The 20708-nt window shown below is 69.0% G+C and carries 17 protein-coding genes and 3 tRNA genes; 12 read left to right on the top strand and 8 right to left on the bottom strand.

Annotation, left to right across the window (positions count from 1 at the left end):
• The first annotated feature begins 175 nt into the window (after positions 1 to 175).
• Complete coding sequence (locus ABZW96_RS09660) at positions 176 to 1378, top strand: cysteine desulfurase-like protein (RefSeq protein ID WP_355073057.1); 1203 nt, start codon at positions 176 to 178, stop codon at positions 1376 to 1378.
• A gap of 7 nt (positions 1379 to 1385) precedes the next feature.
• Here ABZW96_RS09660 and ABZW96_RS09655 read toward each other — a convergent pair whose 3' ends face one another.
• The gene (locus ABZW96_RS09655; protein ID WP_355073730.1) at positions 1386 to 2390 is read right to left on the bottom strand and encodes an NAD(P)H-quinone oxidoreductase; all 1005 of its coding nucleotides are present in this window, start codon (positions 2388 to 2390) and stop codon (positions 1386 to 1388) included.
• Positions 2391 to 2507: 117 nt separating this feature from the next.
• Between ABZW96_RS09655 and ABZW96_RS09650 the strand changes: the two genes are divergently transcribed.
• The 3 genes from ABZW96_RS09650 to ABZW96_RS09640 all read left to right on the top strand — a co-directional run bounded on the left by ABZW96_RS09650 (position 2508) and on the right by ABZW96_RS09640 (position 4337).
• Positions 2508 to 3686, top strand: coding sequence for an alpha-hydroxy-acid oxidizing protein (locus tag ABZW96_RS09650; RefSeq protein WP_355073055.1), 1179 nt, complete (start codon positions 2508 to 2510; stop codon positions 3684 to 3686).
• 131 nt (positions 3687 to 3817) lie between these two features.
• Positions 3818 to 4228 carry a MarR family transcriptional regulator gene (locus ABZW96_RS09645; RefSeq protein ID WP_355073728.1) on the top strand — a complete coding sequence of 137 codons (411 nt, stop codon included), beginning with the start codon at positions 3818 to 3820 and terminating at the stop codon, positions 4226 to 4228.
• Between the two features lie 24 nt (positions 4229 to 4252).
• Positions 4253 to 4337 (top strand) — tRNA-Ser (locus ABZW96_RS09640).
• A gap of 251 nt (positions 4338 to 4588) precedes the next feature.
• Here ABZW96_RS09640 and ABZW96_RS09635 read toward each other — a convergent pair.
• The gene (locus ABZW96_RS09635) at positions 4589 to 5662 is read right to left on the bottom strand and encodes a nitric oxide synthase oxygenase (RefSeq protein WP_355073726.1); all 1074 of its coding nucleotides are present in this window, start codon (positions 5660 to 5662) and stop codon (positions 4589 to 4591) included.
• 518 nt (positions 5663 to 6180) lie between these two features.
• Between ABZW96_RS09635 and ABZW96_RS09630 the strand changes: the two genes are divergently transcribed.
• Together ABZW96_RS09630 and ABZW96_RS09625 are read left to right on the top strand one after the other, a co-directional pair.
• Positions 6181 to 7212, top strand: a complete 1032-nt coding sequence (locus ABZW96_RS09630) for a HoxN/HupN/NixA family nickel/cobalt transporter (RefSeq protein WP_355073053.1) — start codon at positions 6181 to 6183, stop codon at positions 7210 to 7212.
• A 5-nt stretch (positions 7213 to 7217) separates the two neighbouring features.
• Positions 7218 to 8354: an alpha/beta hydrolase family protein gene (locus ABZW96_RS09625; protein WP_355073051.1), complete on the top strand. Its 1137-nt coding sequence runs from the start codon at positions 7218 to 7220 to the stop codon at positions 8352 to 8354.
• Here ABZW96_RS09625 and hisC read toward each other — a convergent pair.
• A complete protein-coding gene (gene hisC / locus ABZW96_RS09620; RefSeq protein WP_355073049.1) occupies positions 8351 to 9424 on the bottom strand; it encodes a histidinol-phosphate transaminase in 1074 nt (357 codons plus the stop codon). The genes ABZW96_RS09625 and hisC overlap by 4 nt on opposite strands.
• Positions 9425 to 9540: 116 nt before the next feature.
• On the opposite strand from hisC, the gene ABZW96_RS09615 reads away from it, so the two are divergent.
• The 3 genes from ABZW96_RS09615 (at position 9541) to ABZW96_RS09605 (ending at position 10530) form a co-directional block, all read left to right on the top strand.
• Positions 9541 to 10245 carry a dienelactone hydrolase family protein gene (locus ABZW96_RS09615; RefSeq protein WP_355073048.1) on the top strand — a complete coding sequence of 235 codons (705 nt, stop codon included), beginning with the start codon at positions 9541 to 9543 and terminating at the stop codon, positions 10243 to 10245.
• 88 nt (positions 10246 to 10333) lie between these two features.
• A tRNA-Ser gene (locus tag ABZW96_RS09610) sits at positions 10334 to 10423 on the top strand.
• Between the two features lie 34 nt (positions 10424 to 10457).
• Positions 10458 to 10530, top strand: a tRNA-Arg gene (locus tag ABZW96_RS09605).
• 130 nt (positions 10531 to 10660) lie between these two features.
• On the opposite strand, the gene ABZW96_RS09600 is transcribed toward ABZW96_RS09605, so the two are convergent.
• The 5 genes from ABZW96_RS09600 to dcm form a co-directional block, all read right to left on the bottom strand.
• Positions 10661 to 11377, bottom strand: a complete 717-nt coding sequence (locus ABZW96_RS09600) for a maleylpyruvate isomerase family mycothiol-dependent enzyme (protein ID WP_355073046.1) — start codon at positions 11375 to 11377, stop codon at positions 10661 to 10663.
• 466 nt (positions 11378 to 11843) lie between these two features.
• Complete coding sequence (locus ABZW96_RS09595; protein WP_355073044.1) at positions 11844 to 12236, bottom strand: RidA family protein; 393 nt, start codon at positions 12234 to 12236, stop codon at positions 11844 to 11846.
• 296 nt (positions 12237 to 12532) lie between these two features.
• On the bottom strand, positions 12533 to 13177 hold the full coding sequence (locus tag ABZW96_RS09590; protein ID WP_355073724.1) for a DUF998 domain-containing protein: 645 nt from the start codon (positions 13175 to 13177) through the stop codon (positions 12533 to 12535).
• Between the two features lie 263 nt (positions 13178 to 13440).
• Positions 13441 to 13869 (bottom strand): very short patch repair endonuclease, encoded by a 429-nt coding sequence (locus ABZW96_RS09585; protein ID WP_355073042.1) that lies wholly within the window; start codon positions 13867 to 13869, stop codon positions 13441 to 13443.
• The gene (gene dcm, locus ABZW96_RS09580; RefSeq protein WP_355073723.1) at positions 13866 to 14999 is read right to left on the bottom strand and encodes a DNA (cytosine-5-)-methyltransferase; all 1134 of its coding nucleotides are present in this window, start codon (positions 14997 to 14999) and stop codon (positions 13866 to 13868) included. Before dcm ends, ABZW96_RS09585 begins: the two co-directional genes overlap by 4 nt.
• 336 nt (positions 15000 to 15335) lie before the next feature.
• Here dcm and ABZW96_RS09575 point away from each other — a divergent pair, with 336 nt between their 5' ends.
• The 3 genes from ABZW96_RS09575 (at position 15336) to ABZW96_RS09565 (ending at position 20706) form a co-directional block, all read left to right on the top strand.
• A complete protein-coding gene (locus ABZW96_RS09575) occupies positions 15336 to 16586 on the top strand; it encodes a KasA/KasB family beta-ketoacyl-ACP synthase (RefSeq protein ID WP_355073040.1) in 1251 nt (416 codons plus the stop codon).
• 111 nt (positions 16587 to 16697) lie between these two features.
• Positions 16698 to 18623 carry a long-chain-fatty-acid--AMP ligase FadD32 gene (gene fadD32 / locus ABZW96_RS09570; protein ID WP_355073721.1) on the top strand — a complete coding sequence of 642 codons (1926 nt, stop codon included), beginning with the start codon at positions 16698 to 16700 and terminating at the stop codon, positions 18621 to 18623.
• 271 nt (positions 18624 to 18894) lie between these two features.
• On the top strand, positions 18895 to 20706 hold the full coding sequence (locus tag ABZW96_RS09565) for an ABC transporter ATP-binding protein (RefSeq protein ID WP_355073038.1): 1812 nt from the start codon (positions 18895 to 18897) through the stop codon (positions 20704 to 20706).
• The last annotated feature ends 2 nt before the right edge of the window (positions 20707 to 20708 follow it).

Genomic DNA, 20708 nt, shown 5'->3' with positions numbered 1-20708 from the left:
GCGTGTCGCTGGTACGCACCGCCCTGGGAGCCGGCGTTCTATTCTGTTCGGGTCGTGTGATTCGGATTTGTCGAAAGTCGGTCGCCATGCTGAGTCCCAGGTCGCTGTGCTCTCGCCACGATGTGGAGGGGAACGCGGTTACACAGGCTCGCCTGCTGCCCTTAGAGTGGCCAGCATGACTTACGACGTCGCGCGGGTTCGGGGCCTGATACCGTCCCTGGGCGACGGCTGGATCCATCTCGACCCGCAAGCGGGCATGCTGATCCCGGACGCGGTATCCCGGGCCGTTTCAACGGGTTTCCGAACTTCTTCCTTCTCGCATATCGGCCGAACCGCCGCGGCCGTGCGCAGCGCGGCGATTCTGGACGCGGCCCGCGAGGCCGTCGCGGACCTGGTCGGCGGTGACCCGGCGGGTGTCGTGCTCGGTCCCGACCGTGCGGTCCTGCTGGCCTGGCTGGCCGAATCGCTGAGTTCCCGCCTCGGACTCGGCACCGGCATCGTGTTGTCCAGGCTGGACGACGAGGCCAATGTCGCGCCGTGGCTGCGCATCGCCAACCGCTACGGCGCGCACGTGCGCTGGGCCGAGGTGGAGATCGAGACCTGCGAGATGCCGTCCTGGCAGTTCGAGGAGTTGATCGGACCCACGGCGCGGCTGGTCGCCCTCACCGCCGCCTCGCCCATCGTCGGCTCGGCGCCCGCCGTGCGGGTTGCCGCGGACCGGGTGCACGAGGTGGGTGGCCTGCTGGTGGCCGACGCGTTCGGCGCCGCGCCCTACGCGCTCATCGACATCGAGGAACTGAACGCCGACGTCGTCGCGTTGAGCGCACCGGCGTGGGGCGGTCCGCAGATCGGCGCGCTGGTCTTCCGTGACCCCGCGTTCCTGGATCGGATCCCGTCCATGTCGCTCAACCCCTATGCGAAGGGCGCCGAGCGGCTCGAGGTCGGCGGGCACCAATACGCGCTGCTCGCGGGCCTGACCACTTCGATCGATTTCCTGGCCGGGCTGGACGAGCGGGCCCACGGCACCCGGCGCGAGCGGCTGGAGATGTCGATCACCTCGTTGCAGGACTACCACGACCAGCTGTTCGAGCACCTGATGAGCATGCTCGACTCGATCCCGAGCCTCACCGTGATCGGCCGCGCGTCCACCCGCATTCCCACGGTCAGCTTCACGCTCGCGGGCATGCAGGCGGAGAAGGTCGCGGCGAAGCTCGCCGACAACCGGATCGGCACGGTGAGCGGTGTGCACGGCGGCAGCAGGCTGCTGGACGCGCTCGGCGTCAACGACGAGGGCGGCGCGGTGACCATCGGGCTCGCGCCCTACACCACCAAGTTCGAGATCGATCAGCTCGGCAGGGCGCTGCTGGCGCTGGAGTGAGCGCCGCTCAGAGTTCCGCCACCCGCAGCACGACCTTGCCGACCACCTCGCCGGAGTCCAGCAGCCGGTGCGCTTCGGCGGCCTCCTCGATCGGCAGTTCGGCCGCGATGACGGGCGCCACCGTGCCGTCGGCGATCAACGGCCACAGCTGCCCGCGCACCTCCGCCACGATCTCGGCCTTGCCGCCCGCTCCGGTCGCGGGCCTCGCGCGCACGTTGGTGGCGTGGACGGTGCCCCACTTGCGCAACAGGGCGCCCAGGTTCAGTTCGGCGGTCACTCCGCCCTGCATGCCGATCACCACGAGGCGGCCGTGCTCGGCCAGCGCGTCGACGTTGCGTCCCAGGTAGGCCGCGCCCATGTTGTCGAGGATGACGTCCGCGCCGGAGCCGCCGGCGCCCGACCGCTCGGCACGCACGGCCGCGACGAAGTCGTCCTCTTTGTAGTTGATCAGCACGTCCGCCCCGAGTTCCGCGCAGCGCGCCAGCTTCTCGGCCGATCCGGCGGTCACCGCGACGCGCGCGCCGAGGGCCTTGGCGACCTGGATGGCGTGCGTACCGATCCCGCTGCCGCCGCCGTGGATCAGCACCAGCCGGTTGGCCCGCAGGCCCGCGGTCATCACCAGGTTCGACCACACGGTCGCCGCCACCTCGGGCAGCCCGGCCGCCGCGCCCAGGTCCAGGCCGTCCGGCACCGGAAGCACCTGGGTGGCGGCCACCACGACCCGCTCGGCGTAGCCGCCGCCGGACAGCAGCGCGCACACTCGATCGCCGACCGCCCAGTCGCGCACTCCGTCGCCGATTCCGGCGATCACGCCGGAGCATTCCAGGCCGAGTAGCGGGCTGGCTCCCGGCGGGGGCGGGTAGAAGCCCTGACGCTGCAACAGATCGGCCCGGTTGACACCCGCGGCGGCCACCTCGATCAGCACTTCTCCGTGTCCCGGCTTCGGCTCCGGCACTTCGGCCAAGACCATGACATCGGGACCGCCGAAACCGTTCAGATCTATAGCGCGCACCATGCCATAGTGCTCCGCGCGGACGGACGGCCGCGCCCTGGCCCCCGGAGCCGTCCTTTCCGGACCGATCCGGCAAGCGGCCTGCGGTGACCGGCGTCACGGACTACCGTTCCGGTGATGAGTGGCGGCTTCATCGATTTCCAGAACGAGATCTACCTCGGCGGTCTGGGCGGCGTGAGACCCGAATTGCCCATGACCGCAGCGGGTCTGGAGTCGCTGGCGCGGGAGCGGCTGGATCCGGCCGCCTTTGCCTACGTGGCGGGCAGCGCGTCCGCGGAGCGCACCGCCGCCGCCAACCGATCCGCCTTCGACCGCTACCGCATCCTGCCGCGGATGCTGCGCGGCTCCACCGGCCCCGGCGCCCGGGATCTGTCCGTCGAGGTGCTCGGCACGAAACTGGCCGCGCCCGTGCTCACCGCGCCGGTCGGCGTCCTGGAACTCCTGCACGAGGGCGGCGAGGTGATCGTGGCGGAGGTGACCAAGGAACTCGGCCTCGGCACGGTGCTGTCCACGGCCGCTTCCTCCACCATCGAGGACGTCGGCGCGGCGGCCGGTGCGTGGTGGTATCAGCTGTATTGGCCCGCGGATGACGAACTGGCCTGCTCTTTCGTCCGGCGCGCCGAGCAGGCCGGAGCTTCGGCGATCGTGGTCACCGTGGACACTCCGACCCTCGGCTGGCGGCCGCGCGACCTGGAGCAGGCGCACCTGCCGTTCCTGCACGGCAAGGGCATCGCCAACTACCTGTCCGACCCGGTGTTCCGGGCCAAGCTGCCCGCCGCGCCGGAGGAGAGCGAGGAGGCGATGCGGACGGCCATCCTCACCTGGGTCGGCCTGTTCGGCAACCACACGCTGCGGCTCGCGGACCTCGCGCTGCTGCGCGAATGGACGGATCTCCCGATCGCGGTGAAAGGCATCCTGCACCCGGACGACGCGCGTCAGGCAGTGGATGCCGGCGCCGATGCGGTGGTGGTGAGCAATCACGGCGGCCGCCAAGTGGACGGCTCGATCGCGGCGCTGGACGCGCTGCCCGCGGTGGTGGCCACCATCGGCGACCGCGCCGACGTCCTGTTCGACTCCGGCCTGCGCACCGGTTCCGACGTGCTCGTGGCGCTGGCCCTGGGTGCGAAGGCGGTGCTGTACGGGCGGCCGTGGGCCTATGGCCTCGGGCTCGCGGGCGCCGCGGGGGTACGGCACGCGCTGCGCACGTTGCTCGCCGATTTCGACTCCACCCTCGGCCTCGCCGGATGCACCAGCCCGGCCGCGGTGAACCGCGCACTGCTGTCCACGGTGCGCTGACCTGCGAGAGTTGCCCATTTCGGCAGTTCGTCGCGCATAGAATGACCACCGTGCATCCCGAACCGAGCGGTCGCGTCGTGGCCGAGCCCCGCTGGCTCACCCCGGCCCAGCAGCGCGCCTGGCGCGCGTACATGGACGGCCACCAGCGCCTGATGACGGCACTGAATCGTCAGCTGCAACGTGACAGCGACCTGACCGTCGCCGAATACCGGATCCTGGTCCTGCTCTCCGAGGCGCCCGACCGCTCGTTGCGGATGAGCGAGCTGGCCGACGGCGTGCTGTCCTCGCGCAGCAAGCTGACCCACCAGATCCGGCGGCTGGAGGCACAGAAGATGGTCCGCCGCAACACCTGCCTGGAGGACGGCCGCGGCGTGCTCGCCGAACTCACCGACGAGGGCCTGCGCCGCCTGCAAACCGCCGCGCCCGGCCACGTCGAAGCCGTCCGCCGCCATTTCATCGACCTGCTGGCTCCGGCCCAGCTCGAGGTGATCGCCGACGTCTTCGGCCGCGTCGACGAGGAAATCGGCAAGCACTCCGGCTGAGCCGTCCGCTACGATCAGGTCCCTGGAGACGTGGCAGAGCGGCCGAATGCACTCGCCTTGAAAGCGAGCGTCGCGAGAGCGACCGGGGGTTCAAATCCCTCCGTCTCCGCTCCACTCGTCGCTGGCCCATGCTCATGGAGAGCATGAGCCGGGCTCGTTTCGCAATGCTTTGTGGGGGTGCAACCCCCACACCCCTCCCGGCGGGCTTCGCCCCCGGACCCCCGCTGTGGGTTGGGCCGGGTCTTTCGCTGCTGGCTGGGTCACATTGCTGGTCCGGGCACCCGCTGATGGCCGGGGTTGCCGTTGACGGTTGGACCTTCAGTTGTTGGCTCGGCACTGTCCCGTTGGAACCGCCGCTGGTTATAGTCCCATGCCCACGCGGAAGTCTCTGCGGACGAAATTCGGCCGGATGTCCATGTCGGGTGGGTCGTAGTAGCGGTGGAAGGTCGGGGTCAGGCCGGAGGAGATCGGCGGGTTGATCCAGGACCAGTCGGTGGGGCAGGCTCGGCCCGCGGCTTCCTCGCGCTCGACGTGATCGCAGAACTGTTTGGCGACGGTGTGATGGTCGACGATGTACACGCCCGCCTTGCGGAAGCTGTGCAGCACCGCGCGGTTGAGTTCGACCAGAGCCTGATCGCGCCAGAGGTTGCGCTCTGCCCGGGTGTCCAGGCACATCATCTCCGCGATGAGCGGGAGCATGTTGTAGCGGTTGGTGTCGCTGAGATTGCGCGCACCGATCTCCGCGCCCAGATACCAGCCGTTGAACGGTGCGAACGGATAGGTCATGCCGCCGATCTCGAGATTCATGTCGGACACCGCGGGCAGCGCGTGCCAGCGCAGGCCCAGTCCGGCGAACCACTCGAACTCGGGATGTTCGAGTTCCACCTCGCGTGCGAGTTCGGGCGGGATGTCGAACCAGCGAACCGGCTCGTCCGGGGTACTGATCAGCAGCGGAAGGATGTCGAAAGGCGTTCCGGCGCCGCGCCACCCGAGTTTCATCGCGAATTCGGTGAGCTCGACGTTGGCGGCGTCGCCGGTGACCGTCCCGTCCCCGTTGCGGTAGCCCGCGTAGCGGATGATCTGCGGGCTGACGATGCGGAACTCGCGGCCGTCCGGTTGCCGCGGCGGCCCGACGGTGATCATCGACTGAATAGCGCCGTTGTTGGTGGCCATGTGCAGGTGCTGCCAGCAGACCTCGGCCAGGTCGCGCGCCGAGCGGACCCGCCGGGCGTCGAGCAGTTTCAACGAGCGCCAATGCTTGCGGCCGACGCAGCGGGCGTGATTGCGCCAGGCGAGTTTGGCTCCGATCAGGATCTCTTCGGCGGTCTGCAGGTAGGAGCCGGTCTGTTCGAGCTGCTCCAGCGCGCAGCGGCGGCGCTGCGCGCTCAGGTGCGCCAATTCGGGCAGCCGGAAGAACTCGTCGCACTCCCGCATCCGGCGTTCCAGATCGGGCAGGAAAGGATTTGTGTCCGGTTGGTTCTCGATCGAGGAGACGGGCGACACTGGATTCACGGTTTTCTCCGGTCGGGCATAGGTGCTGCGATGAAACAGACGAATCGAGCAGAGAATTCGCGCGGGAAGCGCAGCGGGGACCGCTTCTTCGGGGTGGCCCGCGCATGGCAGATGCCACGGATTAGCTTTGATTCGAGGCCGACTCAGGAGACACGGGGGCCGTCGCGACTGTGAACCGGGCGGCCGGTCTGCACGGTGCGGTGCAGCGCAGTGCGGTGACCTCGGCGCCGATAGTGTGGATGCGCGATCATGCCCGTCCTAGTTCGATACCCGGAAAAGGCTCGGCGCTCAGCGTACGGCGGGTGTGCTGATGGTGTGCCGCGATTTGCTGGATTTGCTGGATCGCCCCGAGACGCGGACCGATGTCGGTGCGGTCGAGTATCGTTGACGTGTCTGCATTTCGGGGGTCGAGGGGTTCGCTCGTGCGCAGTGTCATCGGAATGACCATCACCGTCGTGGCTCTGCACGTCCTCGGCTGGGGGACGCTGCTGCTGTTCGTCGCGCCGAACCATTATGTGATCGACGGTTCGGTGTTCGGCATCGGTCTCGGGGTGACGGCGTACACGCTCGGCATGCGGCACGCGTTCGATGCCGACCACATCGCCGCCATCGACAACACCACTCGAAAATTGGTGGCGGAGAGCGGGAAGCAAAAGGTCCGGACAGTCGGCTTCTGGTTCGCGCTGGGCCACTCCACGGTCGTGTTCGTGCTCGTGGCCTTGCTCGCCTTCGGTGTGCGGGCGCTGGCGTCCAGCTTGGCGGACGAGGATTCGGCCCTGCAACGCTGGACGGGCTTGTGGGGCACCAGCGTCTCCGGCACGTTCCTGATCCTGATCGGTCTGCTCAATCTGGCGTCGCTGGTCGGCATCTGGCGCGTGTTCCGGCAGATGCGCCGCGGCGAATTCGACGAGGCGCAGCTGGAACGGCAGCTGGACAGCCGGGGCCTGCTCAACCGGCTGCTGCGACCGGTGCTCGGCCTCGTCCGCAGGCCGCGGCACATGTATCCGGTGGGCGTGCTGTTCGGCCTCGGCTTCGACACCGTCACCGAGGTCGGGCTGCTCGTGATCGCGGGCGGCGCGGCGGCGACCGGGCTGCCCTGGTATTCCATCCTGGTACTGCCCGTGCTGTTCTCGGCGGGCATGGCGCTGTTCGACTCGCTGGACGGTTCGTTCATGAGCTTCGCCTACGACTGGGCCTTCGCCGAGCCGGTGCGGAAGATCTACTACAACTTGGTGATCACCGGACTGTCGGTGGCCGTGGCGCTGTTGATCGGCGGGCAGGAGATCGTCTCGATCTTCGCCGAGCGGCTCGAGGTCCACTCGGGCGTCGTCGCCTGGATCGGAAATCTCGACCTGGGTGATCTCGGGTTCATCATCGTCGGGCTGTTCGTGCTCACCTGGGCGATCGCCGTCGCGGTATGGCGTTTCGCCGGCGTGGAGCGGCGCTGGCAGGACGGTCTGCCCGCACGGTGAGCACGGTGCGTGGTCTTCGACACGGCGACGGCCTTCCTGCGGCCATCGACATCTCTGGCAGGATGGTCGGCATGCTGTGTCGCGGGGTGCGGCGTTGGCTTTCCAGCGCTCTGATCAGTGCCGCACTCGTTTCCGGTGTGGTGTCATTCGGTGCACCCCAGGTCACGGCGGCACCCGGCAATCCGCCGCCGGTCAACACCGGATCGTCGGACGGTCCCGGCCCGGCGGAGCCGACCAGTAAACAGCCCTCGACGCCGCGAATCGAGCGCATCGAACCGATCAACGATCGGTGGCTGCGGGTCTACGTCGCCTCGCCCGCGATGAGCCGGGTGGTCGAGGTGCAGGTACTGCTGCCACGCGACCAGTCGCGCCCGCGTCCCACCGTCTACATGCTCGACGGCCGCAGCGCGAGCCCCGACAGCAACAACTGGACCGAACTCGGGCACGCCGACCGTTTCTACGCCGACAAGGACGTCAACGTCGTGCTCACCGTCGGCGGGCCGGCCAGCTTCTACACCGACTGGCAGCAGCCGGACCCGGTGCTCGGCACCAACAAGTGGGAGACATTCCTGACCAAGGAGTTGCCTCCGCTGATCGACGCGAAGTTCGACGGCAACGGCACCAACGCGGTGATGGGCGTCTCGATGGGTGCGGAGGCCGCGATGATGCTCGCGTTCCGGCAGCCGACGCTCTACAAAGCCATCGGGGCGCACAGCGGCTGCTTCTCGATGGGCACCGACATCGGCCAGGCGCAGGCGCGGGCGGTGGTGGCCACCTACATGGGCGAGCCGGACAACATGTTCGGCAAGCAGGACGACCCGGACTGGCTTGCGCACGACGTCACCCTGCACGCGGACGCGTTGCGGGGCAAGACGATCTACCTGTCGGTCGGCAGCGGCCTGCCCGGTGTGCACGACGTGCCGGGGACGCCGAATGTCGACCTGCCCAGCGCCATCACGTTCGGCGGCCCGCTGGAGGCCGCCACCAACGCCTGCACCCGGCGGCTCACCGACCGGCTGCGGTCGCTCGGCATCCCGGTCACCGCGCACTTCCGGGCCACCGGCACGCACTCCTGGCCGTACTGGGAGGACGAGCTCGCCCTCTCCTGGCCCACGATCGCGCCCGCGATAGGCGTCCGCTAACCAAGGAACCGGGCGAGCACCTCCGGGGCGCTGGCGAAGCTCAGGAACAGGTCGTTCTCGTGCGGGTCGCCGATGGTGACGCGCACCCCGTCGGTCCCGTACGGCCGCACCAGTACCCCGGCCGCCGCGCTGGCCTCGCCGAACTCGGCGCTGCGCGCGCCCAGCGGCAGCCAGACGAAGTTCGCCTCACTCGGCGGCACCGGGTATCCCGCCGCCACCAGCGCGTCGCGCACCCGCTCGCGTTCGACGACCAGAACGTCCGTGCGATCCAGCAATTCGTGGCGTGACTCCAGCGACGCGATCGCCGCCGCCTGCGCGAGCCTGCTCACGCTGAACGGGATGTGCACCTTCAGCAGCGCCGTGATCACGGCCGGATCGCCCACCGCGTAGCCCACCCGCAACCCGGCCAGGCCGTACGCCTTGGAGAAGGTGCGCAGCACAACCACATTGGGTCTGGTTCGGCCGATCTCGACGCCGTCGGGGCGGTCGGCGAGCCGGACGTATTCGTAGTACGCCTCATCGAGCACCACCAGCACGTGCGACGGCACGGCGTCGAGGAACCGGACCAGCTCGGTTCGGCCTACCGCGGTGCCGGTCGGGTTGTTCGGGTTGCAGACGAAGATCAACTTGGTCCGCTCGGTCACGGCGGCGGCCAGCGCGTCCAGATCGTGCACCTGACCGGCCGTGAGCGGCACCTGCACCGCGGTGGCGTTGCCCACCTTGGTCACGATCGGATACGCCTCGAACGAGCGCCACGCGTACAGCACCTCGTCCGACGGTGACGAGCAGGTGATCTGCACCAGCTCCTGGCACAGCGCCACGCTGCCGCAGCCGACCGCGACATTCTCGAAGCCGACCCCGAGGAACTCGGCCAGCGCCGTCCGCAACTCGGTCACCTGATTGTCCGGATACCGGTTGGCCAGCTCGGCCGCTTCGGCGATGGCTTTGGCGGCGGCGGGCAGCGGACCGACGGTCGTCTCGTTGCTGGCCAGCTTGACCGCGCCGGGATTGCTGCGGCCGGGGGTGTACGCCGGGATCGATTCGAGGTCCGGCCGGATCTGCGCTGTCACACTCCAACCCTAATCGGCGCCGGAAAAGCCCGATCGGCGTACCGGAAATTCTTTGGGATATAGCCCCTCACGTGCAACTTCTACCGAAGTTCAGCAACTCGCCCTACGCTGGTTTCATGTCGGGCACCTACGACGATTTGGCCCCGCTGCGGGCGAGCGACCAGGAAGACGAGCGGCCGGCCAGCGGTGGGCAGGTGCCCATCACGGTGGTGGAGCCGGATGGAAACGCCCGCGGCGGCATCGTGCTGCTGCACGAGTCGCGCGAGTTCTCCGGCGCGTTACGCGACCTGATGAACGCGCTGGCCGGCGAGGGCTGGACGGTGGTCGCGCCCAAACTCTTCCATCGGGGCGACGGTGAACCCGGCGCCGGAGTCTTCGGCGACGAGCTGTTCGCGGACTTCGACGCCTGCTTCGACTGGCTCACCCGGCGGGGGGTGTTCCCCGACACCATCGGCGTGCTCGGGTTCGACTCCGCGGGCACCGCCGCGTTCCTGGTCGCGACCAATCGCCCGATCGGCGCCGCGGTGAGCGTCGCGGCGCACGGCATCACCGAGCCGCTCACCGAGCAGGCCGACGCCCTCGTGCGCGCCGCGCCCAACCTGCAGGCGCCGTGGCTCGGCCTGTTCGGCGTCGACGACCCATCCACCCCGCCCGCCCAGGTGGACGAGCTACGCGACGCGACCGCCCGCGCCGCGGTCGCCAGCCTGGTGGTCACCTACTCCGGCCTGCACCACCGGGCCGACACCTTCGAGGCGGACGACGGCGACGCGGTCGATTCGCAGACCAGAATCTTCGATTGGTTCGACAGCAACCTACGCTGACCAGCCGTTTTGTGATCTGGTCGGTAGCTCCTGTAACCTTTCTGCTCGGCGGTTCGAAAGGACCGGTGCCCTCGAAGAGAAGGCTCCAGGAGGCGTGCCAGAGCGGCCGAATGGGACTCACTGCTAATGAGTTGTCCCTTCACGGGGACCGGAGGTTCAAATCCTCTCGCCTCCGCCACACCCGGGAAACCGGGTACAACTGAATAACACATGCGCCCGTAGCTCAACGGATAGAGCATCTGACTACGGATCAGAAGGTTAGGGGTTCGAATCCCTTCGGGCGCACGCAGGTAGAAGGCCCCTCCGATAGCAGCGGAGGGGCCTTCTCGCATTACATCCATGTAGGTGACGCTCGCGAGTGGCACACCATGGAGACGGCTTCTCGGGCGATGCCGCAGTGGTGTGCCACTCGTGGTTACTTCCAGGCGGGGAGGGTGGGGAGGGGGCCGGTGAGGTCGGTGCCGGGGGTGCGGCCGAGGAGCCAGGCGGCGAGGGAGGCGGCTGGGCCGGAGATGGTGTCGGTGGGAGAGGGGCCGATGGGGGCGGTGAAGTCGGTGTCGGTGGCCTGGATGGTGATGGCAAGGGGGGTGTCGGCGGTGAGGCGGGTGAGGTCGGCGGTGGCCTGGGGGAGGATGCGGGCTACGAAGGAGGCGGGCCAGTCGGCGGGGTGGTAGTCCGCGTTCAGGTCTACGTGGTGAATTTCGACCTCTTGCAGGCGCATCCACAGGACTTCGGTTGCGGGGATAGGGCGGCCCTGGCGGGTGCGGACCTGTGCTCGCCATGCGTCGTCGGTGAGGGAGCGTGCGAGGCCGAGAAAACGGGTCGCGGCGACCTCGTTGTCGGCGAGCTGTTCGGCGAGTGGACGGGGTGCGCCCGCCTCGATGTCGGCGTCGCGCAGGAAAGGGCTGGCGTATTGCGGGATTTCGACGCCGGTGTGCGCCCACAGCAGGAGGTTCACCAAGCTGTCGGCGTTGCGGGCGAGGTGCGCGAGGACGTGGCCGCGGGTCCAGCCGGGCAGGAGGGAGGGCTCGGTGACGGCGTGCTCGTCGAGGCCGCGGATGGTGTCGAGCAGGCGTGCGGTCGCCTCGGCGACGGTGTCGAGGTGCACGGGAGTCTGCGAGGCGGTGGTCACGGTTTCGACCCTAGCGATGCGAGACCCGGTCCGCCGCGAACGACGGGCCGGACCCAGCTGATCGAAGGTCATCGGAACTGTTGTGGGCCTGCGTGTTGTGCCTTCGGTCGTTACCGGTGTCGTCGGCGCTGGATGACGCACGAGACACCGGATGGCGTCGGCTCCGACAGGGGCTCAACGCCGGCGCTACATGCAAGCCCGCAGCACCGACATCCGACAACTCCGTGGTCGCACTCGAGGGGAGATCGCCGGACCCGGGCGTTTCGGTGCAGGGCGGTGAATCTCCGGCGTGCCGCCGTCGTGGGCGACAAGCCGTGATTCCGCCCAGGACTGGCAGCGGGCTGGGGCGGTCTGTGACGAGCGCGATCGCCGCTCGCGACGATCCATCCGCTTCGGCGGCATGACGGCTCGCCGGTTCGGCGGGTAGCCGGACAGACCACGGCGGCCTGGAAGCCCGCCCGGCGATCTACCCGCCGACGATCGCGTCGGCCTCGATCTCGACCAGCAAGGCCGGAGTGATCAGCGCCTTGATCTCGTACATAGCCGTCGCGGGACGGATCTCGCCGAAGACTTCGGCGTGCGCCTTGGCGACCTCGGGCCAGCGGGCGATATCGGTGACGAAGATGCGGGTGCGCACCACGTCGGCCAGGCTCGCGCCGGCCTCTTCCAGCGCGGACGCGATGCGTCGCAGGGTTTCCCTGGTCTGCTCGCCGATGTCGTCGCCGCCGACCGCCGTGCCGCCGGGAGCCGAAGCGGTGGTCCCGCTGACCGCGATGACATCGCCGAGCCGGACCGCCCGCGAGTAGCCGACGATGTCTTCGAACTCCGAACCCGAGGAGATGTTCACGCGATCACTCATGCGCGACAGCATCGCACGGCGCTCGGCGCGGGTGCGTCATCGCGCTCTGTCGGCACCCGCGTGAGGCGAATCTCCGCAGTCGTTCCGAACGCGGTCAGAGCAACCGGGAAGTGTCGGCCGGTTCCGCCGCCGGTCACCCGCCCTAGATCCGCCACCAGATCGCCGAACCGTGTGCACACCCGCACCGGTCGATGAGTACTCCCCGCCTTCGCAGGTACTTGGAGTGCTGTCCGGTCCCGCCGCTGTTCGAATGCCCGGCATGCGTCACCGGATCGCCGAACTCCCCCATCGGCCCGTCAGCTCGACTCCCGCCCCTCCACGATCACCGCGGCGGCCAGCGCGATCAACCACAGCGACATCGCGCCCACCTGGATCCGCTGGGCGATGCCGAGGGCGTAGTTCCCGGGCAGGTTGTCGGCCACCAGCATCCACACCGTCGCCAGCGAGCCGATCACCAGCACGACCAGCCCGGATTCGCGCAGCACCCGCCAGCGTCGATAGCGGAACGCGGCGAGGCTGAAGGCGAAGGCGGCGACCGCGATCGAGGTGACCGCCAGCGTGCTCGTCAGCGCGTGCGGCTGATGCAGTTGCGGAAATAGTTCGCTCGGGCCGCCGCACCCGCTCTCACCGGGGACGCAGTCGTGCAGCGGCAGCAGCACGTCGGCGACGGTCGCCGCGCCGAAGCAGAACAGCGCGATCCAGCCGACGTTGGTCAGTCTGCGGCGCGGGAACAACACCAGGCCCGCGATCGCCGCGGGCGCGAGGACCACCCCGACGATCAGGTCGGCGGTCGCGAACACCTCCCGGTACGGCTTGCCCTCCGCGTCCAGTTCGCTGAGGAATGTGTCGACCGGGTCGAGGTCGATGCCGAGCACGAACTGCAGCACCCAGGACGAGTAGCAGATCCCAGCGATCGCGATCGCCGCGGCGACCAGCACCATCGCCGGTCGTACGCGCCGAACAGCGATCTCCGGGCCACTCGTCACGCCTTCATTCTGCTGGTCGCTCGAGCGCGCCGGACAGCGGCGGGCCGCACACGTCATTACCATCCGGCACACAGGGTCTTGTCAGCTTCGCCCGGCACGCTGGTCGACAGCTGCAACTCGAGGAGGTCCCCATGCTCGGTTTCGCGACTGCCGCCGCCGGAATCGCGGTCATGACGGTGATGGTGGCGTCCGGTTATCTGGCCGCCCACGCCCCGCGTTCACTCGTGCGGGTGCGACACCGCTGACAGCGCGGCCTGCACGCGGTCGGCCGCACTGACGGGATCTTCGTGCTCCCAGACGCGGACCACGTGCCATCCCGCGGCGATGAGCGCCGCGTCGGTGGCCCGGTCCCTGGCCACGTTGCCCGCCAGTTTGGCCGCCCACCACTCGGCGTTGTTCTTCGGGTCGGTGGCGTGTTGCGGGCAGCGGTGCCAGAAGCATCCGTCCACGTAGACCGCGATGCGCCTGCGCGGGAACACCAGGTCGGCGCGCCTGCGCTGTCCCCGGATCGGCGCGCGATCGACGAAGTAGCGCAACCCGCGCCGGTGCAGTTCCCGGCGCAGCGCCAGCTCCGGATCGGTTCCGGTGCGCCGTTGACGCGCCATCCTCGCGCTGGTCACCGCGTCGGTCGTGGGCCTGCGGGTCATGCCGCCCATCCACCCATCCGATCGAGATGGCTTTCCACGTCGGCGAGGAAGCCGGGCGGAAAGCGCAGACTGCCCATGGTGGTGCGGCGCAGGAATCCGGCCGTCGCGCGGGCGGAGAGCAACTGCGCGTCGGTGAGGAAGTGGGCCAGGTCCTCGTACGGCTCGTGCACCGGCCAGGTGGAAACCGGCACCCGATAGGCGGCACCGTTGTGTCCCCATGCGGCGACCGGCCACGGAGTGCCCGGCGACAGCGGTTGCTCGCCGGAGATCGGTGCGAGCGGAGCGGCCAGCCGGGACCCGACCCAGGCCGCCATTCGCACGCTCACCGCGTTGCCGACCAGTTTCCAGCGGTGGCCCTTCCTGATGCCGGGCACGTCGGTCGCGGGCGCCGTCCAGCCCGCGTCGAAACCTTGCAGACGTTCGGCGTCGGCGATGCCGGGCGTGACGATCTCCCCGGACGGCAGCCGCACCGCGGGCGGGCTGGCGATGCCGAGCGCGGAGCCGCCCTTCAGGGTCGGAACCGCGTTCACCGCCCAGCCAAGTCCGCGCACCCCCTCGGTCCAGTAGAAGCCGCACGGATCGATCTCGGGATCGCCGATCGCGCGGGGACCGGCGTCCTCGCCGAACAGCACCCCGCGCGGGTCCTCGGTGCGGGAGGCCAGCATCAGCACCCGCTGCCTGCGCTGGGGCAGGCCGAACGCGCGGGCGTCCACCACCCGGTAGGCCCAGGTGTAGCCGAGCTCGTCGAGCGCGCCCGTGATGTGCCGCATGGCCGCGCCGCGGCCGAGTTGCAGCATGAACGGCACGTTCTCGATCAGCAGCCAGCGTGGGCCCCGCTTCCGGCGGACCAGGCGGAACACCTCGTCGACCAGACCCGAGCGCGTGCCGGTGATACCGGCGGTGCGCCCCGCCTGGGAGAGGTCCTGGCACGGGAATCCCGCCGCGACCAGTTCCGTTCCCGCCGGGATGGCGCGGAGTCCGGTGATGTCGGAATGCAGCGGCACGTCCGGGAAACGGGCGGCGAGCACGCCTTGGGCTCCGGGCTCGATCTCGCACAGCAACTCGGTGTGCCAGCCGTGCCTGCCGAGGCCGAGCTCGAGTCCGCCGATCCCGGCGAACAGCCCGACCATCCGCGCGCCCGTCAACGACCTTCCCTTTCTCGCGTCCACACCGGACGCCGCCCGCGCGTCCTGTGCCCGGGGAGCAGGTTACTCGAGTCGTCCGAGGCGTTCCCCGAACATCGCGACCATCGTCCCCGGCACCTGGTACGGTCCGCGTGTCACGCCGTGCGATCGGTGCGCTTTTCCAATAATGCACAAGGGTGGTCGCACCCGGACGTGATGACCGGCCGATCCGCCTGCGCTCCAGTGCCATCCGCGCGGGCCGCCCACGATCCTGGTGGCGCGCTCGCGCATTGCTTTTGCTCGACGAAGTTCCAGAGCGACGCTAGGGAAAGTGAGCGAAACATGCAGATGCCTTCCACTAAAAACGGACAGTTTCCCTCGGTCGTGGTCACCAGCCTGGCGGCGACCACGTCCATCGCGGGTGACGTGGATTCCACGTGGAAAGGCTTGCTCAACGGCGACAGCGGTATCGACGTCCTGGAAGACGAGTTCATCGACGAATTCGAGCTGCCGGTCCGCATCGGCGGGCATCTGAAGGTGCCGCCCGCCGCGTATCTGGACGCCGCCGAGGCCCGCAGGCTCGCTTACGTGGAGCAGTTGGCCGTCGTGCTCGGGCGTGAGGTCTGGCGCAACGCGGGCAGCCCCGAGGTGGACACGCGCCGTCTCGGGGTGTCCATCGGCACCGGGCTCGGCGGCGCGGAGGCGATCATCCACGCTCGGGACAAGCTGCACAACGGCGGTTACCGCAAAGTGTCGCCGTACACGGTCCAGGCCGTGATGCCGAACGGCGCGGCGGCCTGCGTCGCGCTGGAGATCGGTGCGCGGGCCGGGGTGACCACGCCGGTCTCGGCCTGTTCCTCCGGTGCGGAGGCGATCGCCAACGCATGGCGGATGATCGTCATGGGCGACGCCGACGTGATGGTCACCGGCGGCGTGGAGGGTTCCATCCAGGCGCTCGCGATCGCGGCGTTCACCATGATGCGCGCCATGAGCACCAGGAACGACGCACCGAAGAGCGCCTCCCGTCCCTTCGACGCCGACCGCGACGGCTTCGTCTTCGGTGAGGCGGGCGCGCTGATGGTGCTGGAGACCGAGGAGCACGCCAAAGCGCGCGGCGCGACCATTCACGCCCGGCTGATGGGCGCGGGCGTCACCTCCGACGGCTTCCATCTGGTCGCGCCGGATCCCGAGGGCACCGGCGCCGCGCGCGCGATGTCGCGGGCGATGCGGACGGCAGGCCTGGCCAAGTCCGATGTCACGCACGTCAACGCGCACGCGACCGCCACTCCCATCGGCGACACGGCGGAGGCGCGTGCGATCGGCGAGGCCGTTGGCACCCATGCGTCGGTCTACGCGCCGAAATCGGCTCTCGGGCATTCCATCGGCGCGGTCGGCGCGCTCGAATCGGTGCTCACGGTACTTACCGTGCGGGACGAAATCATTCCGCCCACATTGAATTTGGACAATCAAGATCCCGAGATCGATCTGGATGTGGTGCACGGCGGAAGCAGGCCGGGCCGTATCGATTACGCCTTGAACAATTCGTTCGGTTTCGGCGGGCACAATGTCGCGCTCGCCTTCGGCCGGTACTGAGGGCCAGGTGGCCGGGACACCTGCTAGCCTTCCCGACGCTTCGTTATCGACCTGTGTTCGGTGTCATTGCACGGCCCGAGTGTCTGTGCGCTGGAAAAGGATAAGGCGATGATCGACGAAACTTTCGACGACTATCTGGACGATCAGGGCAATATCGAGATTCGTGGGGACAAGACCCTGATCGACTTCGTCGACAAGCACAGCGTGGAGAACGGCGACGACCTCGCCTACCGCTTCATCGACTACTCCCGGGAGCGGGACGGCGAATATCTAGAGCTCACCTGGCGGCAGTTCGGTGTGCGCCTGCGCGCGGTGGCCGCCCGGCTGCAACAGGTCACGCGCCCTGGCGACCGGGTGGCGATCCTCGCTCCGCAAGGACTCGACTACGTCGTTGCGCTCTTCGCCGCGGTGTACTCGGGAAATATCGCGGTTCCGCTGTTCGATCCGGAGGAGCAGGGCCACACCGACCGGCTGCACGCGGTGCTCGGCGACTGCAAGCCCGCCGCGATCCTCACGGTGGGTTCGGCGGCGAGCGGTGTGCGGAAATTCTTCCGGCACCTGCCGCCGCAGGAGCGTCCGCGGATCATCGCGGTGGAGGCCATCCCGGACAGTGTCGGCGCTTCGTGGGTGCGCCCGGACATCAACATCGACAGCGTCGCCTACCTGCAGTACACCTCGGGTTCCACCCGGACGCCCGCGGGCGTGGAGATCACCCACCGCGCGGTGGGCACGAATCTGCTGCAGATGATCGACGCCATCGGCGTCACCGAGAATTCGCGCGGGGTCACCTGGCTGCCGTTGTTCCACGACATGGGTCTGCTGGCCGTGATCCTGCCGACCGTCGGCGGCGGGTTCATCACCATCATGTCGCCGAGCGCGTTCGTGCGCCGTCCGTATCGCTGGATCAAGGAACTGGCCGCCGCGTCGGACGGCGCCGGAACCTTCGCCGCCGCACCCAACTTCGCGTTCGAGCACGCCGCGGCGCGCGGCAGACCCAAGCCCGGCGAGGAATTGGACCTCTCGAATGTGATCGGGCTGATCAACGGTAGCGAGCCGGTGTCGGTGTCGTCGATGAAGAAGTTCAACGAGGCGTTCGCGCCGTACGGGTTGCCGGAGACGGCGATCAAACCGTGCTACGGCATGGCCGAGGCGACGGTGTTCGTCTCCGCCACCAGGGCCGAGGACAAGGCGAAGGTGGTCTATGTCGATCGGGCCGAGCTGAACGCCGGGCGGATGGTCGAGGTCGCGGCGGACGCGGTCAACGCGATCGCACAGGTGTCCTGCGGATACGTCGCGCGGTCGCAGTGGGCGGTGATCGTGGACCCGGAGCGCGGCACAGAAAGGCGTGACGGCGAGGTCGGCGAGATCTGGTTGCACGGCGAGAACATGGGCACCGGGTATTGGGGCCGTCCCGAGGAGACCGCCGCCACCTTCCGTGCCGAGCTGACCGCTCGGTTGCCCGAGGGCAGTCACGCGGAGGGCACGCCGCAGGACGCCAATTGGATGCGCACCGGCGACTTCGGCGCGTACCTCGACGGCGAGCTGTACATCACCGGACGGGTCAAGGACCTGGTCATCGTGGACGGCCGCAACCACTATCCGCAAGATCTGGAGTTCTCGGCCCAGGAATCGAGCACGGCGTTGCGCCCCGGCTTCGTCGCGGCGTTCTCGGTACCCGCCAACGAACTGCCCGCGCTGGTCTTCGAACAGGGCAGCCAGTCCGGTCTGAGGTTCGATGCCGAGGACACCTCCGAGCAGCTGGTGATCGTCGCGGAGCGCAATGCCCGCGCGGGCAAGCTCGAGCCGGAGCCGGTCGCCGACACGGTGCGTGCCGCGATCGCGCGCCGCCACGGCGTCATGGTCCGTGACGTGCTGCTGGTGCCCGCGGGGTCGATCCCGCGCACCTCCAGCGGCAAGATCGCCCGCCGCGCCTGCCGGGCAGCCTATCTGGAGGGCACGCTGCGCGGCGGCCACCAGCAGCAGGCTTTCCCGGACGCGCCGCAAGAGTGGGAGTCGGAGACCGCGGGCGTCGGCTAGAGCTCGGTCTCGAGGTAGCGGTCGCGATCGGTGACCCGCGGGTATCCGGGAGCCTGGATCCGCGCGACTTGACCTCGAGTTCGCTAGAGGTTGTGAACTGGGCGAATGAGTGCCGAATCCGTCGCCGCGACGAGCCGTGGATGTCCGGCGGCGGCCGGAAAATCGGTTGGTCGACGCGCGTTCCGGTGCGACCCTGAGATGTCGGACCCTGCTGCGAACATCACCGTGGGTCTCGTTCTCCGCCGCCAGTCACATACCTACAGGGGGAGTCTTGTCTGTCACGCTGGACGTTTCGTCGGCCGAATCGGAGGCCGACAGAACGGAGCGGCCCGCCGCCACGGGCCGCTTGCATTCCCTGCGCCGATTCTGGCCGTACCTGCGTCCGCACGTCCGCATTCTGCTCGCCGCCAGCGGACTGGCGCTGCTGTCCGGCCTGACGGCCGTCGTCATCCCGCTGATGATCGCGCGGATCATCGACGGCCCGGTCGCCCACCGCGATCTCGCGGGCGCGCTCGGGCCGGTGGCCGTGGTCCTGGCGCTCGGCCTGGTCGAGGCCGGTGGCGTGTGGGGACGCCGCTGGCTGATCGCCGCCCCCGCGACGCGTATCGAGATCACGCTGCGCGCCAAGATCTTCCGGAAGCTGCAAGCGTTGTCGATCGGCAGGCACGACGCGTGGGAGTCGGGTCAGCTGCTGTCCCGCGCGATCGAGGACCTGGCCACCATGCGCCGGTTCGTCTCGTTCGCGGGACCGTTCCTGCTCATCCACTGCGTGATCATTCCGGTAGGCCTGCTCGTGCTGATCGGGCTGAGCCCGCAGATCGGGCTGATCTTCGCGGTGATCGCCATTCCGCTGGTGTTCATCTGCATTCGTTTCGAGCGCAGGTACGCGGTGGCCTCGCGGCGTTCGCAGGACCAGTCCGGGGACCTGGCCACCACGGCCGAGGAGTCCGCGCAGGGCGTTCGGGTGCTCAAGGCGTTCGGGCGAGGCGTGTTCTTCGGCCGCCGCTTCACCGCCCAGGCGCAGGTATTGCGGCAGACCGAGCTGCTGAAAGCGCGCCTGGACGCGACATTGTGGTCGAGCATGCTGAGCATTCCGCAACTGGCCATCGCGTTCGCTCTCGGCTACGGCGGGTACGCGGTGGCGCACGGCACGATGACGCTCGGCACCTTGATCGCGGCCATCACGCTGGCGACCTTCCTGCAGTGGCCGATCATCTGGACCGGCTTCCTGCTCGCGGAACTGAACGACGCGCGCACCGCTGCCGACCGATACTGGGAGATCGTCGACACCCCGGTCGACATCACCGATCCGGCCGATCCGGTGCGCTTGCCGGACCGCATCCGTGGTGAATTGCGATTGCAGGCTGTGCGTTTCGCTTTTCCCGACGCGGAGAACGAGGTGCTGCGCGAGGTGTCGTTGCGGGTGCGCCCGGGCGAGACGGTGGCGCTGGTCGGCGCGACGGGAAGCGGCAAGACGGCGCTGCTCAACTTGATCCCGCGCTTGTACGACGTGACGGGCGGTGCGATCACCATCGACGGCATCGACATCGCGGCGATGCGGGTCGCCGACCTGCGATCGCTGGTGTCGGTCGCCTTCGAGGAACCGGTGTTGTTCTCGGCGAGTGTGCGGGAGAACGTCGCGCTCGGCGACCCGTCCGCCACGGACGCCGATGTGCGCCGCGCCCTGGAGGTCGCGCAGGCCACCGCGTTCGTCGACGACCTGCCCTGGGGCTTGGACACCAGGATCGGTGAACAGGGCTTGAGCCTGTCCGGTGGCCAGCGGCAGCGCCTCGCGCTGGCTCGCGCGGTGCTCACCGGCGCGGGCGGAGGCAGGCGCAGCCGGATCATGGTGCTCGACGACCCGCTGTCCGCGCTCGACGTGGAGACCGAGGAGCGAGTGCAGGAACGCCTGCGCACCGTGCTGGCCGACGCGACCACGCTGCTCGTCGCGCACCGTCCGTCCACGGCCGCGCTGGCCGACCGGGTGGCGGTGCTCGCCGACGGCCGGGTCGTCGCGGAGGGCACCCACGATCAATTGCTGCGCACCAGTAAGAGCTACCGCGAACTGATGGGAGGTGAGTAGCT

This window comes from Nocardia sp. NPDC004168, from assembly GCF_040610355.1.
Taxonomy (GTDB): domain Bacteria; phylum Actinomycetota; class Actinomycetes; order Mycobacteriales; family Mycobacteriaceae; genus Nocardia; species Nocardia sichangensis.
Note: the sequence above shows the minus strand (reverse complement) of the source record. Positions and strands in the feature narration are given on the sequence as shown.